Source organism: Vibrio jasicida CAIM 1864 = LMG 25398 (assembly GCF_000400365.1).
Taxonomy (GTDB): Bacteria; Pseudomonadota; Gammaproteobacteria; order Enterobacterales; family Vibrionaceae; genus Vibrio; species Vibrio jasicida.
On the sequence record NZ_BAOG01000041.1, the window covers coordinates 39705 to 53781 of the forward strand.

The following is a 14077-nucleotide window of genomic DNA, read 5'->3' on the forward strand; positions in this document are numbered from 1 at the left end:
AGACAGTTAGATACAGGTTAGGAAAACTCTTTCACTACACGCTCTAGAATCGGCACATTAGCTTCTGGGAAAGCGTAGTTAGGTAACGCAATAATATCGACCCAACGCCCTTCTTGCCCTTCACGTCCATAAGGCTGATTGTTGAATTGAGAAACGGTCATGAAATCAAACTTTAAAGATTTATCTGGGTAGTCGTATTCCAAATGCTCAAACAAGGCTTGTTCTGTGACTGTGATACCAATCTCTTCTTCAAGTTCACGAATCATCGCTTGCTCGACTGTTTCATTTTGCTCCACTTTGCCACCAGGAAACTCCCAAAATCCACCTTTGTGTTTATCGTCCGGACGTTTAGTGATGAAGATTTGCGACCTGTCTTGATTGAAGATAATCGCCGCAACAATGTGAATTCTTTTCATTAGATTCATTCCTAGATCTATACCCAAGTGACTTCAAGATGCTAGTTTCAGAGCGTCGTCACTGATTCAAGTTCAAGGAAAACAACGAAGCGGAATAGCACGCTATTTCCAAGTTGTTTGACGATGAAGTTGCTTCAGTGACACGCTCCCGAAGGGCGAGTTGCCTTGGTTCACATGCTTCGTTAACAATTTTCGATTTAGAACCACTAGATCTTCAAATTGTTGCCTCGCCTTCAAACCAAGTCATTCTCGCTGACCCAAGCATCTCGAGGTTACTTGGGTATATCAATACAAAAAGAGCCGCCTAAGCGACTCTTTCTTAATATCTTCTGACTGTATTAGTCAATTTTACCGTGGCACTGTTTGTATTTTTTACCGCTGCCACATGGACAAGGCTCATTACGGCCCACTTTACGTTCGTCACGAACCATTGGTTGGCTAGAGCCTTCCTCTGCTTCTTCACCTTCTGTCAGTGGGTTTTGAGCTGCCGCGTGTTGAGCTTGAGCACGGCGAGCCGCTTCCTCAGCTTGAGCACGACGTTGCTCTTCCATGCGTTCTACTTCTTCTTGCTGTTGAACACGCACGCGTGACAATACTGTAATTACGTCTGTTTTCAGCGCTTCTAGTAGACCTTCAAACAATTCAAACGACTCACGCTTGTATTCTTGTTTCGGGTTCTTCTGTGCGTAACCGCGAAGGTGAATACCTTGGCGTAAGTGATCCATCGCCGCTAGGTGTTCTTTCCATAGCGTATCTAGCGTTTGAAGCATGACCGACTTTTCGAAGTTGCGTAGTACTTGTGCACCAACCACTTCTTCTTTTTGCTTGTAAACTTCTACTGCTAGGTTAACGATCTTCTCACGCAATGCTTCTTCGTAAAGCTTGTCATCTTGCTCAAGCCACTCTTTGATAGGAGCATCTAGATCGAAGTCCGCTTTCAAACGCTCTTGCAGGCCTTCAACATCCCACATGTCTTCTAGAGATTGTGGCGGAATGTACTCGTCGATGATCGCTGTGATTACGTCTTCACGGTTTTGTTCGATCATATCGCTAATGTCGTCAACACTCATTAGCTCGTCACGCAATTCGTAAACCACTTTACGTTGATCGTTCGCAACGTCATCGTATTCAAGAAGCTGTTTACGGATATCGAAGTTACGACCTTCTACTTTACGCTGTGCTTTTTCGATTGAACGAGACAGCATCTTCGATTCGATCGCTTCGCCTTCTTCCATACCACTTTGGATAAGGCTCGCCATACGGTCTGAAGTAAAGATACGAAGTAGTGAGTCTTCCATTGATAGGTAGAAGCGAGAAGAACCCGCATCACCTTGACGACCAGAACGACCACGTAGCTGGTTATCGATACGACGAGATTCGTGACGTTCCGTACCAATGATGTGCAGACCACCCGCATCTAGTACTTGATCGTGAACCTGTTTCCACTCTGCTTTAATCGCATCAATTTGTTCTTTGGTTGGATCTTGTAGCGTTTCAACTTTTGCCTGCCAGCTACCACCCAATACGATATCGGTACCACGACCTGCCATGTTGGTTGCGATTGTTACCGCACCTGGCGTACCCGCTTCCGCAACAATCTCAGCTTCGCGTTCGTGGAATTTTGCGTTCAATACGTTGTGTTTGATCTTCGCTTTCTTAAGTGCATTAGAAAGAAGTTCTGATTTCTCGATAGAAACCGTACCTACAAGAGATGGTTGACCTTTTTCTACACGCTCTTTGATGTCTTCGATGATTGCAGCAAATTTTTCTGCTTCAGTACGGTAGACCACATCTGGCATATCATTACGGATCATTGGTTTGTTGGTTGGAATAACCACCGTTTCAAGACCGTAAATCGATTGGAATTCGAACGCTTCTGTATCTGCTGTACCTGTCATACCCGACAGTTTTTCGTATAGACGGAAGTAGTTCTGGAAAGTAATAGAAGCCAGCGTTTGGTTTTCGTTTTGAATCTTAACGCCTTCTTTCGCCTCAACCGCTTGGTGAAGACCTTCAGACCAACGACGACCTGGCATTGTACGGCCAGTGTGTTCATCAACGATAACCACTTCACCGTCATCGTTTACAATGTAGTCTACGTTCAGTTCAAATAATACGTGCGCACGAAGTGCCGCATTTACGTGGTGCAATAAACTAATGTTGGTTGGAGAGTAAAGCGTGTCACCCTCTTCCATCAAACCGTTCTTAACCATCAGCTCTTCAACGAACTCTTGGCCCGTTTCGGTTAAGTGAACTTGTTTAGACTTCTCATCCACAGTGTAGTGGCCGTCACCGCGGTACTCTTCAGAATCTTCTTTATCTTGTTTCTGAAGCTGTGGGATAAGCAAGTTGATGCGAGTGTATAGATCCGAGCTGTCTTCTGCTGGACCAGAAATGATCAAAGGAGTACGAGCTTCATCGATGAGGATTGAATCCACCTCATCGACAACAGCGAAGAAGCGTTCACGTTGAACACGGTCTTCATTGCGGAAAGCCATATTGTCACGAAGGTAGTCAAAACCAAACTCGTTGTTTGTGCCGTAAAGGATATCGGCTTCGTAAGCTTCTTTCTTAGCTTGAGGAGGCATGTTTGGCACGTTGATGCCAACAGTCATACCAAGGAACTCGAATAGTGGACGGTTTGTTTCCGCGTCACGTGTTGCTAGGTAATCGTTCACCGTTACAACATGGACACCTTTACCAGGAAGTGCGTTTAGGTAAGCAGGAAGAGTCGCCGTTAAAGTTTTACCTTCACCAGTACGCATTTCAGCAATTTGGCCACCGTTAAGGACCATACCACCAATAAGCTGCACGTCGAAGTGGCGCATACCGTAAACACGCTTAGATGCTTCACGAACCGTAGCAAATGCTTCTGGAAGTAGCTTATCAAGAGTTTCGCCTTGCTCTAGGCGCTCACGGAACTCAACAGTCTTTGCTTTTAGCTCTTCATCAGACAGTGCTTCGAACGTTGGTTCGTAGTTATTGATCTCTTTTACAATTTTTCTAAGGCGGCGCAGTGTTCGGTCGTTGCGACTGCCAATAACTTTTGTCAGTAGCTTAGCTATCATTTTTCGTGAATCTCTCTTTTATCAGACCGTTCCCGATCTACTCGTAATGCCTTCAGTCTCTGCCAGTTTAGAACTAAGAATACTGAGATAAATCATTTATCAAAGATATTGAGTTCAAACGTCCATATTTCAAGGCTTAATTTTGAATCAATGTGGCTTAGTGTAAGGATTTTTCATCGATACAACCATAAATAGACGTATTTGTTTGAAGCACTCGTAAGTTTTTAACCAAACTGATGACGGATTCGCCAGTATTACACATACATATCGCTGCTCAATCGGCATTATCAAAACAATCCGTCTCGCCATGCTATATCAAATATTTATGGGCGAGCTGAAGATAAAGGCCATAATGTAAACTATACCTAAGCAGAAAGCTGCTCTAGAATACCCATATCTCAACAAAATTAGATTTTACCTATGCGTGATCATCGCCCTACCTCAACAGACGATCTTATTGCCGAATCCCAGTTCAAAAAGATACAAGAACATGCGGGAGACATCCTGCAACTTAATCAGGCGCTGCAAGAGATCCTACCTAAGGGTACGGCAGATCATTGCCGAGTGGCTAACGTCCGTAACGGTCATTTGCTCATTGATGTGGCCAGCGCTTCACTAAAGATGAAGATCGATTACGATCGTTTAATGATCCTAAATAAGCTTCGAACTCAAGGCTATGCAAAGCTGATGAGTGTGGAAGTTCGAATCAACCCATCACTATACCGGAATCGTTTCGAGCACGATGACAGACCAAAGCGTCCACCTCTTACTGAAGCTGCAGCAAATTCATTAATGATCATCGCAGATATGGCGCCACCAAAGATTCAAGAGCGTTTGAAACGTCTTGCGGAAATGGCAGAAAAGAAGAAAGACAAGTGATAGGTAGAGCGAAGAAAGAACAGTGACCTCACTGTTCAAAACTCAGATAGTAAAAAACCAGGCGGCGGGCCTGGTTTTTTAATCTATTTTGCGTCAGCGTTGATTACGCAAGCACCATGTTTGGTTCTGCAAATGCAACTGGTGAACCGACTTCTTCTTCGAATGTTGTCCATTCCCATGCTTCTTGATCAGCAAGAACAGCACGCAGAAGTTGGTTATTCAGGCCGTGACCTGATTTATAAGCGCGGAATTCACCAATAATTGCATGACCACACATGTAAAGGTCACCAATGGCATCCAACACTTTGTGAGTCACAAACTCGTTTTCAAAACGAAGACCTTCTTCATTAAGAATACGGTAGTCATCCAAAACAATCGCATTATCAAAGCTACCACCTAGAACAAGGTTCTGAGATTGCAGGTATTCGATGTCACGCATAAAACCAAACGTACGTGCACGAGAAATTTCGCGAACGAAACCTTGAGAAGAGAAATCAAACATAAGGCGCTGCTCGTCTGATTCAATCGCAGGGTGGTTAAAGTCAATCTCGAAGTCCATGCGGAAGCCGTTAAATGGCACAAATTCTGCCCACTTATCGCCATCTTCAAAACGAACTGGTTTTTTAATACGAATAAAGCGCTTAGGTACATTTTGCATCTCGATACCTGCTTGTTGTAGCAAGTATACGAATGGGCTTGCACTGCCATCCATAATAGGGATTTCAGGTGCGTCAACTTCAACTACGATGTTGTCAATACCCATACCAGCGAGTGCCGCATTCAAGTGTTCAACAGTTGAAATACGAATACCTTCGTCGTTCACTAATGCCGTACAAAGCATAGTGTCACGTACAGATGCCGGATCAGCTGGAAAATCTACAGGTGGATTTACATCGGTACGACGGTAAATGATACCTGTGTTTGCAGCAGCTGGGCGCAGAGTAAGTGTGACTTTACGACCAGAGTGGAGACCCACACCAGTTGTTTTCACTATTTCTTTCAGAGTACGTTGTCTGATCATCTGCTTGCCTCTCTAAAATATGCTACAAAACACGGCCGTCTGTAACGTCGACCGTGAATGCTACCATAATTTTGAGCTATGTCAAATTTACGGGTTAAAGATTAATCAGCCTGACGACGCAAAAATGCCGGAATATCTAAGTAACCACTTTCTTTCTCTTGCTTCGGTGCCGCCGAACTTTGGCTTGCAGAAGAAGCTGGAGAAGAAACGGTATTTGTCGGCTGAGGAGTTACCTGTGGCTTCTCTTGCATTGGTGAAGTCTGCAAAGTTTGTGCCGGTTTCTCTTCAGCTTGCGGTGCCGCAGTTTGCTGCTGTGGTTGAGCTTGAGGAGCTGCCTGAGTCGGAGCCACTTTCGCTTTGCCACCCGCAACTAGCGTGATATCTGGTTTCTTCTCATTACCAATACCTGTTGCAACAACAGTTACGCGGATTTCATCCGTCATATCAGGGTCTAGAGATGTACCGATAACCACTGTTGCATTGTCAGAAGCAAATGCTTTCACTGTGTTACCTACGGTCTCAAACTCGTCAAGACGCATGTCCAGACCAGCCGTAATGTTAACAAGAACACCACGAGCACCCGCTAGATCGATATCTTCTAGAAGTGGGCTAGAAATTGCCATCTCTGCCGCTTCTTCAGCACGGTCTTCGCCTTTCGCGATGCCGCTACCCATCATTGCATGACCCATTTCTGACATCACAGTACGTACGTCTGCAAAGTCGACGTTGATCATGCCAGGACGAGTGATTAGCTCTGCGATACCTTGAACAGCGTTTTTAAGAACGTCGTTCGCACTCGCAAATGCTTCAAGTAGCGTAACACCACGACCAAGTACTTTAAGTAGCTTTTCGTTTGGAATCGTAATCAAAGAATCAACATGCTTAGAAAGCTCATCGATACCTTGCTCTGCAAATGCCAAACGCTTTTTGCCTTCAAAGCTGAACGGTTTTGTTACTACCGCAACAGTCAGAATGCCAAGCTCTTTAGCGACTTCTGCGATAACAGGAGCTGCACCAGTACCTGTACCACCACCCATACCTGCTGCGATAAACACCATATCGGCACCAGTTAGGGAATCTTTAAGTCTATCTCTGTCTTCGAGAGCTGCCTCACGGCCAACCTGTGGATTCGCACCTGCCCCCAGACCTTTAGTGATATCACCACCGATCTGAATAACATTGCCAACGCTTGTCTTACGAAGTGCTTGCGCATCAGTGTTGACGCTGATGAATTCCACACCTTCGATGGATTCACGCACCATGTGTTCAACAGCGTTACCACCGCCGCCACCAACTCCAACGACCTTGATTACTGCATCGTCAGACATTTCCATCATCGGTTCAAACATGTGTTGTCTCCGTTTATCCTGCAACTCAGGTTAAAACTCTTTTTGTATCCAATTACGCAATTTACCGAAGAAGCCAGTAACAGATGAGCGCTTAGGTTCATTATAATCGCTATCGTCGCTAGACTGCATGTCTCTCGCGTAATGAAGTAATCCAACTGCCGTAGAATGGTACGGCTCTTTTACATAGTCAGTTAATCCGCTGACTTCGAGCGGTTTGCCGACCCTTACTTGGTTGCGGAATACGCGTTCCGCACATTCTACCACTCCTTCGATTTGCGCAGCACCGCCGGTGAGAACTACACCCGCAGCAAGATGGTGTTTAATGCCTTCTTCGCGCAATTTCGCTTGTACAGAGTCGATAGTTTGGTTAACTAATCCCATCAGCTCAGAGTAGCGTGGTTCAATGACTTCTGACAAAGTCTGACGTTGCAGACTACGTGAAGGTCGACCACCTACGCTTGGGACGTTAACCGTGTCATCCTTACTGACCAGTTCACTCAAGGCGCAGCCATATTTGACTTTGATTTCTTCAGCATCGCTCACTGGCGTACCAAAAGCAAAAGCAATATCGCTAGTTACCGCATTTCCTGCGTAAGAAAATACTTCTGTGTGACGCAACGCACCACCGGTCCAGATAGAAACATCCATCGTGCCGGCACCGATATCCACCACACAAACCCCAAGCTCTCTTTCGTCCTCGGTAATTACTGCATTACTCGCAGCAAGCCCAGAAAACACAAGTTGCTCTACTTTAAGACCACAACGTTCTACGGCCTTAATAATATTGCGTGCCATATCATTATGGCATGAGATCAAATGGACGCTTACTTCCATTCTCACTCCAGATAAACCAAGTGGGTTTTTGATGCCCTCTTGGTAGTCGATGGTGAACTCTTGTGGAATCACATGAAGGATTCGTTGTTCATCACCGATTTTAATCGATTTGGCTGTATGGATAGCACGATCCATATCTTCTTGAGACACTTCTTCATCAGAAATTGTGCCCATGCCTTTTTCAATTCGGCTTGCGATATGTTTACCAGACAACGAAATGAATACTCGGCTGATTTGGCATTCCGCCATTAGCTCAGCTTGATCAATTGCGCGTTGTACTGATTTTACAACCGACTCCAAATCATTCACGCCGCCTTTATCCATGCCACGTGAGGGGCTGCTACCAGCACCAATAATATTTATTTGGCCATCAGGTAGAATCTCGCCCACTAGAGCTGATACGGTTGCAGTGCCTATATCCAGACCAACAATAATGTTGTCATCAGCGGCCTTAGTCATCTGTACTCTCTTGTTCTAACTCATGTTCAGGAAACCAACCAACCGCGGCTCCCGTATCGTATCGAAGATCGATATAACTGATTCTTTGAGTGTCACTGCCAAGCTTGTTATAAAGCGAGAAAAAGCGCTCTATTCGCTCATCCAGAGACTCTTTACCAAGCTCTAGTCGAATACCGTTATCAAGGATGATTTGCCAAGCTCGTCGCTCATTTAAAACCAGAGACGATATAGCCAAACCCAATTGTTGGAACTTAGGTCGGAGTTCGCGGTAGGTTTGCAAGACTTCCGGCCCAGTTGCATTGGGTCCATATAACTTAACTTTCTCTTCCTTTAGCAGGCCGACATCGCCTTCAAATACCAAACCGTTATTATCTAACAGCTCGATGCCATTCCAGATGGCGACAGGGCGATGTTCTGTCAAAAATACTTTTACCGTGTCTGGCCATTGCTTTCGGATCGCGGCATGCGCGACCCAAGGTAAGGCTTCAACACTTTGCTGCAACACATCGATGTCTTGCGACATAAACGTGCCGATATGATCAATCTTGCTAAACGCTGCTTGAACATCGTCTGCGGTTACGTACTCCAGTTTTCCTTGAAGCACGATTTTGGAGAGAGGTAACCTTTGGTCATCCCACATCCAACTGATCGCTGAGTACAAAACAGAACTGATTAAGGTCACGACGACAACGAAAAATAGCACACCCAAGATTTTCTCTTGGCGACCACGGTTAGTCTCCGTGTTAAGTCGCTCTTCATTCAGTGCAATATTCAACAACGTCTTTGTTTCCTGACTTTTGTCTTGTACTTTTCACCGTGTGAGTACACATCGGCAAAAGTATTGACTTTAACCTTGGGATTATACTGAGCTCTTGTAAACTATCAAACACTGATAGCGATAAATCACAACGATCTTGACGCAAAATCGAGATCTATGTCTTTCTCTGTGCTTTGCGTCAATTTTCGTGATTACCCGAGCATATTATTTATGTTCAACTCAAGCGTTGCCAATTGCTTAGCGACTTTACCAACATCACCGGCACCTTGAGTTAAGATCAGGTCGCCATCTTGTATAACGTTAGCTAAAACTGACGGTAATTGCTCTATTTCAGGCACAAAAATTGGATCTACCTTCCCACGACTACGAATCGTTCGGCATAAAGCACGACCATCAGCGCCAGCGATAGGTTTTTCACCCGCCGCATAGACATCGAGCATGATCAGTACATCAACTTGCTCCAGCACGTTAGCAAAATCATCGTAAAGGTCACGAGTTCGACTGTAACGATGTGGCTGGAAGATCATAACAAGACGCTTGTCTTGCCAACCGGCGCGCGCTGCATTGATCGTCACATCCACTTCTGTTGGGTGGTGACCGTAGTCATCAACAAGCATTGCATGGCCGTTTCCAGTATCAAACTCGCCTAAATGATCAAAACGACGACCTGTACCTTGGGTTCCCGCCATTGCTTTTAAGATAGCTTCATCAGTGATGTCGTCTTCTGTCGCTACGGCAATCGCGGCTGACGCATTGAGTGCATTGTGGCGACCTGGGATATTTAGTGTGATATCCAGATTCGCACGCCCTTCACGAACCACGGTGAACTTGCCTTGCTGGCCTTCTTGGTGGTAGTTCTCGATACGTACATCGGCATCTTCAGAAAAACCGTAAGTGATCACTTGGCGGCTAATACGTGGAATCAGCTCGCGAATCACAGGATCATCTATACACACGATCGCTTGACCGTAAAACGGTAAATTATGAAGGAAGTCGATGAAGGTTTGCTTCAAAGTTTCAAAATCGCCGCCGTACGTATCCATATGGTCTGCTTCGATGTTCGTGACGATGCTCACCATAGGTTGTAGATGCAGAAATGACGCATCACTCTCGTCCGCTTCTGCAATCAAAATTCGGCTAGAACCTAGACGCGCGTTAGTGCCAGCACTCTTAACTAGACCACCGTTAACAAACGTTGGATCTAAACCTGCTTCAGAATAGATTTGTGTCACTAACGCAGTCGTCGTCGTTTTACCGTGCGTGCCAGCAACGGCAATACCATGACGGAATCGCATTAGCTCAGCAAGCATCTCTGCACGGCGTACGATTGGAATACGTAATTCGCGAGCTGCGATGACTTCTGGGTTTTCTTCGTTGATTGCTGTTGAAACCACAACCACACTGGCTTTTTCCACATTGCTGGCTTGGTGACCGATAAACACGGTTGCACCTTTTGATACTAAACGCTCCGTCACTGGGTTCTCTGATAAATCAGAACCCGTGATTTGGTAGCCTTCGTTAAACAGCACTTCTGCAATGCCGCTCATGCCCGCACCACCAATACCGATGAAGTGGATGGATTTCACGCGGCGCATCTCTGGCACCATTGCGCGAATCTGAGCTAAGTCTTGTGTATGTTGGATTGTCATCAATTCTATTCTCAATAATTCGTTAACGCTTTTCGGTCAAAGCGACAATGGCTTGTGCGACTGTTTTATCCGCATCTAACTTTGCTGCACTGCGTGCTTGCTCAGCCATTGTAAGTAAAGCTTGTCGATCCAATTGTTGGATCTGTTGAGTCAATGACTCAACGGTTAAATCTGGTTGTTCAATCATCTTAGCCGCACCGCAATCCACCAAGTGGTCTGCATTCAATGCTTGCTGGCGGTCTTTATGCATAAACGGCACAAAAATGGCACCAACACCGGCAGCTGAAACTTCAGAAACCGTGAGTGCACCTGAACGACAAACCAAAAGGTCAGCCCATGCATAAGCATTTGATACATCGTCGATGAATTCGGTTACTTCTGCATTCACAACACCATTGGCTTGGTACGCTGTATTCACTTCTTCAGCAGCACCTTTACCCGCTTGATGACGAATACAGTAATCTTCGCCCAATTTAGCCATCACTTCTGGCAAAGTTTGGTTAAGAATTCGTGCGCCTTGGCTTCCTCCCATAACCAAAATCCGAATCGGACCTTGTCGCTCTTGCATCCGCTCAGTTGGCGCTTCTAATTGAGTCACGTCTTCACGAACTGGGTTGCCAACGACTTCTGCTTTTGGAAAAGCACCAGGAAAGGCTTGAAATACCTTTTTGGCAATTTTCGACAGCCATTGGTTAGTTAAACCCGCGACAGCATTTTGTTCATGCAGGACAACAGGAATACCACTCATCCAAGCAGCAATACCACCAGGACCACTCACGTAACCACCCATACCAAGCACGGCATCTGGCTGCCAGCGTTTCATGTGAGCACGAGCCTGCTTGATGGCATTAATAATCTGAAATGGTGCCACAAGAAGACGCTTAACGCCTTGACCTCGTAGACCTTTTACTTTGATAAAGTCGATTTCAATGCCATGTTTCGGCACTAAATCCGCCTCCATTCTATCCGCAGTACCTAACCAGCGGATCTCCCAGCCTTGCTCCTGCAGTTGTTTTGCAACCGCTAAACCTGGGAACACGTGACCGCCAGTACCACCAGCCATCACCATCAAACGTTTATTTTTCTTCATCAATTTGTTTTTCTAGTTCTTTCTGGCCGCGCTTCAAACGGCATTCATGATCGATACGCAGCAATATAGACACCGCTACAGACATAATGATTAAACTCGAACCACCATAACTGATCAGCGGCAGAGTAAGACCTTTGGTCGGAACAATACCGGCCGCTGCGCCAACATTAACCAGCGTTTGGAAAGCAAACCAAATACCAATACCAAATGCGAGGTAACCGCCAAACATTTCGCCTTCTTCAAAAGCACGTTTGCCGATATAAACCGCTTTTAGCACCAAACTGAAAATCAGCATTAGCACTAACACGACGCCAACAAAACCCAGCTCTTCAGCCAGTACCGCAAACACGAAGTCGGTGTGCGCTTCTGGAAGATATTCCAGTTTTTGAATCGAGTTGCCTAAGCCTTGCCCAAACCATTCACCACGACCAAACGCCATGAGAGATTGAGTCAACTGATAGCCGCTACCAAATGGGTCTTCCCAAGGGTCGAGAAACGAGGTAACACGACGAATACGGTATGGCTCGACCAAAATCAAGCCAACCACGGCAGCAATACCAGCAATCATGAGCGCTAAAAACTGAGTCAGCTTGGCTCCAGCAATGAACAGCATGCCAAAAAGCGTCACCAGCATTACAACCACGGTACCTAGATCGGGCTGCCCTAGAAGCAACACGGCGAAGAAGGCAAACACCATGATGGGCTTCATGAAACCGCCAAAGAAGGTTTGGCGAACTTCGTCTTGCTTACGCACCAGATAACCGGACATGAAGACAAATAGCGAGAGCTTCGCGACTTCGGCCGGTTGCAAGTTAAACAGTCCCAGCGGGATCCAACGCGATGCACCGTTTACCGACTTACCAGCCAATAATACGATGATGAGTAAACCAAACGAGATCCACAATAAGTAATGGCTTCGCTTAAACCATTGTTCTAGTGGGATTTGAAGAATGACGGCAGACACACCAATCGCCAGCACCAAGAAAGTGGCATGACGGAACATAAAGTGAAATGGCTGATCCGTCAGACGTGAGCTGATTGGAAATGATGCTGATGTCACCATCACCAAACCGGTTAACATCAAACCCAGTGCAATCCATACGAGTTGACGGTCAAAGAGCGCCTCTGGAGCAGGATGCTTAAGCCAAGTGCCAATGCTGCGTTTAACGTTACCTAAACCCACGAAGTGTGTGACCTTTAATTATGCATATTTCTCAGCAAGAGCCGCAAATGCGTCACCCCTTGCCATAAAGTTGTCGAATTGATCAAAGCTAGCACATGCCGGAGATAGCATCACCATATCGCCCGTATTTAACTGCGAAGATATCTGTTGAATCACATCTTCCATGGTGTCGAAACGAGTTGCGGATTCATGCAGTGGCATAAAATCATCGCCATCTTTGCCAAAGCAGCAAAGCTGCAAGTTAAGCGTCGCTAAGATCGGCTTTAATGGTGTGAAATCTGCGCCTTTACCAACACCACCAACCAACAAATACAATTTACCCATTGATTCTAAGCCAGAAAGCGCAGCCATAGTGCTCGCAATATTAGTTGCTTTGGAGTCATTCACCCATTTTACACCATGATTATCCGCAACCACTTGGCATCGATGTGTCAAACCAGTGTAAGTTTTCAGTGCATTCAAGGATTTGTGATAATCCACATCCGCCGCTTTAAGCAGAGCAAGTACGACGAGAGCGTTAGCCAGATTGTGCTTACCAACCAACTTCAATTCATCACTGGCAATCACGCGCTGACCATGATCAAGTAACCAAGTACGGTTACCGTCAACTTCAAGTCCGTAAGCCTGCTCATCACTACCAAACGTCACCAACGGCGTATCAGTATCAGGAAAAGTTTCTTGATCATCACGGTTAACTACTGCCAGCTCCGCGTTATCAAAAATGCGCAGTTTAGCTTGTCGGTAGTCCGCCATGCCCTCATAACGATCCATGTGATCTTCCGAAAGGTTTAGAAACGCAGCCGCTTTAAGCTTCAAGCTTGATGTGGTTTCTAGTTGGAAGCTAGATAGTTCAAGTACATACAAATCTGCGTCTTGCTCTAGCAAATCGAGAGCAGGAACCCCGATATTGCCACCAACACCGACCGTTAACCCGGCAGCTTTTGCTAACACGCCTGTTAGGTCTGTTACCGTGCTTTTACCATTAGAACCGGTAATCGCAATAACAGGTTTATCGACTGCCCACGCGAAGAGCTCGATATCACCAACAACTGGCTTTCCTTTCGCAAGAACCGATTGTATTTCTGGTGTCGCTAAGGCGATGCCTGGGTTAGTCACGACTAAGTCAGCTTCTGCAAGCCATTCGGTATTCCAACCACCGCTGTGGAGTTCTACCTGCTCTGACAAACGCTCAGCCCCCGGAGGGTTAGTGCGCGTATCAATGACTTTGATTGTCAGTTGTGGTTGAGTTTTTGTGAGGTGTTTAACGACAGAGAGCCCGGTAATACCGAGCCCTACGACGACGACCTTATGTATGTTTTGCCAACGTTCCATATTTGATCACGCAATTTGT

General features: G+C 45.9%; 11 protein-coding genes. 1 reads left to right on the plus strand and 10 read right to left on the minus strand.

Translation table 11 applies throughout. The features are described 5' to 3' along the window. Window positions 1–17 precede the first annotated feature (17 nt). Window positions 18–416, minus strand: a complete 399-nt coding sequence (gene mutT, locus VJL_RS11965) for an 8-oxo-dGTP diphosphatase MutT (RefSeq protein WP_038878221.1) — start codon at window positions 414–416, stop codon at window positions 18–20. A 338-nt stretch (window positions 417–754) separates the two neighbouring features. Further along, window positions 755–3484, minus strand: coding sequence for a preprotein translocase subunit SecA (secA, locus tag VJL_RS11970; protein WP_038866278.1), 2730 nt, complete (start codon window positions 3482–3484; stop codon window positions 755–757). A 420-nt stretch (window positions 3485–3904) separates the two neighbouring features. Between secA and VJL_RS11975 the strand changes: the two genes are divergently transcribed. Continuing rightward, window positions 3905–4363 (plus strand): DUF721 domain-containing protein, encoded by a 459-nt coding sequence (locus VJL_RS11975; RefSeq protein WP_038866275.1) that lies wholly within the window; start codon window positions 3905–3907, stop codon window positions 4361–4363. A gap of 103 nt (window positions 4364–4466) precedes the next feature. Here VJL_RS11975 and lpxC read toward each other — a convergent pair whose 3' ends face one another. From lpxC to murD, 8 genes are all read right to left on the minus strand, one after another. Next, window positions 4467–5384: a UDP-3-O-acyl-N-acetylglucosamine deacetylase gene (gene lpxC, locus VJL_RS11980; RefSeq protein ID WP_038878223.1), complete on the minus strand. Its 918-nt coding sequence runs from the start codon at window positions 5382–5384 to the stop codon at window positions 4467–4469. A 101-nt stretch (window positions 5385–5485) separates the two neighbouring features. Further along, window positions 5486–6733: a cell division protein FtsZ gene (gene ftsZ / locus VJL_RS11985; protein ID WP_038878224.1), complete on the minus strand. Its 1248-nt coding sequence runs from the start codon at window positions 6731–6733 to the stop codon at window positions 5486–5488. A gap of 30 nt (window positions 6734–6763) precedes the next feature. Beyond that, window positions 6764–8026, minus strand: a complete 1263-nt coding sequence (ftsA, locus tag VJL_RS11990) for a cell division protein FtsA (RefSeq protein ID WP_038866269.1) — start codon at window positions 8024–8026, stop codon at window positions 6764–6766. Then, on the minus strand, window positions 8019–8804 hold the full coding sequence (locus tag VJL_RS11995) for a cell division protein FtsQ/DivIB (protein ID WP_038866267.1): 786 nt from the start codon (window positions 8802–8804) through the stop codon (window positions 8019–8021). Before VJL_RS11995 ends, ftsA begins: the two co-directional genes overlap by 8 nt. Before the next feature lie 191 nt (window positions 8805–8995). After that, window positions 8996–10453, minus strand: a complete 1458-nt coding sequence (murC, locus tag VJL_RS12000; protein WP_038878227.1) for a UDP-N-acetylmuramate--L-alanine ligase — start codon at window positions 10451–10453, stop codon at window positions 8996–8998. 22 nt (window positions 10454–10475) lie between these two features. Continuing rightward, window positions 10476–11543, minus strand: a complete 1068-nt coding sequence (gene murG / locus VJL_RS12005; protein WP_038878230.1) for an undecaprenyldiphospho-muramoylpentapeptide beta-N-acetylglucosaminyltransferase — start codon at window positions 11541–11543, stop codon at window positions 10476–10478. Continuing rightward, window positions 11530–12726 carry a cell division protein FtsW gene (ftsW, locus tag VJL_RS12010; RefSeq protein WP_038878233.1) on the minus strand — a complete coding sequence of 399 codons (1197 nt, stop codon included), beginning with the start codon at window positions 12724–12726 and terminating at the stop codon, window positions 11530–11532. The genes murG and ftsW overlap by 14 nt, the downstream gene beginning before the upstream one ends. Before the next feature lie 18 nt (window positions 12727–12744). Next, the gene (gene murD, locus VJL_RS12015) at window positions 12745–14058 is read right to left on the minus strand and encodes a UDP-N-acetylmuramoyl-L-alanine--D-glutamate ligase (RefSeq protein WP_038878235.1); all 1314 of its coding nucleotides are present in this window, start codon (window positions 14056–14058) and stop codon (window positions 12745–12747) included. Between the last annotated feature and the right edge of the window lie 19 nt (window positions 14059–14077).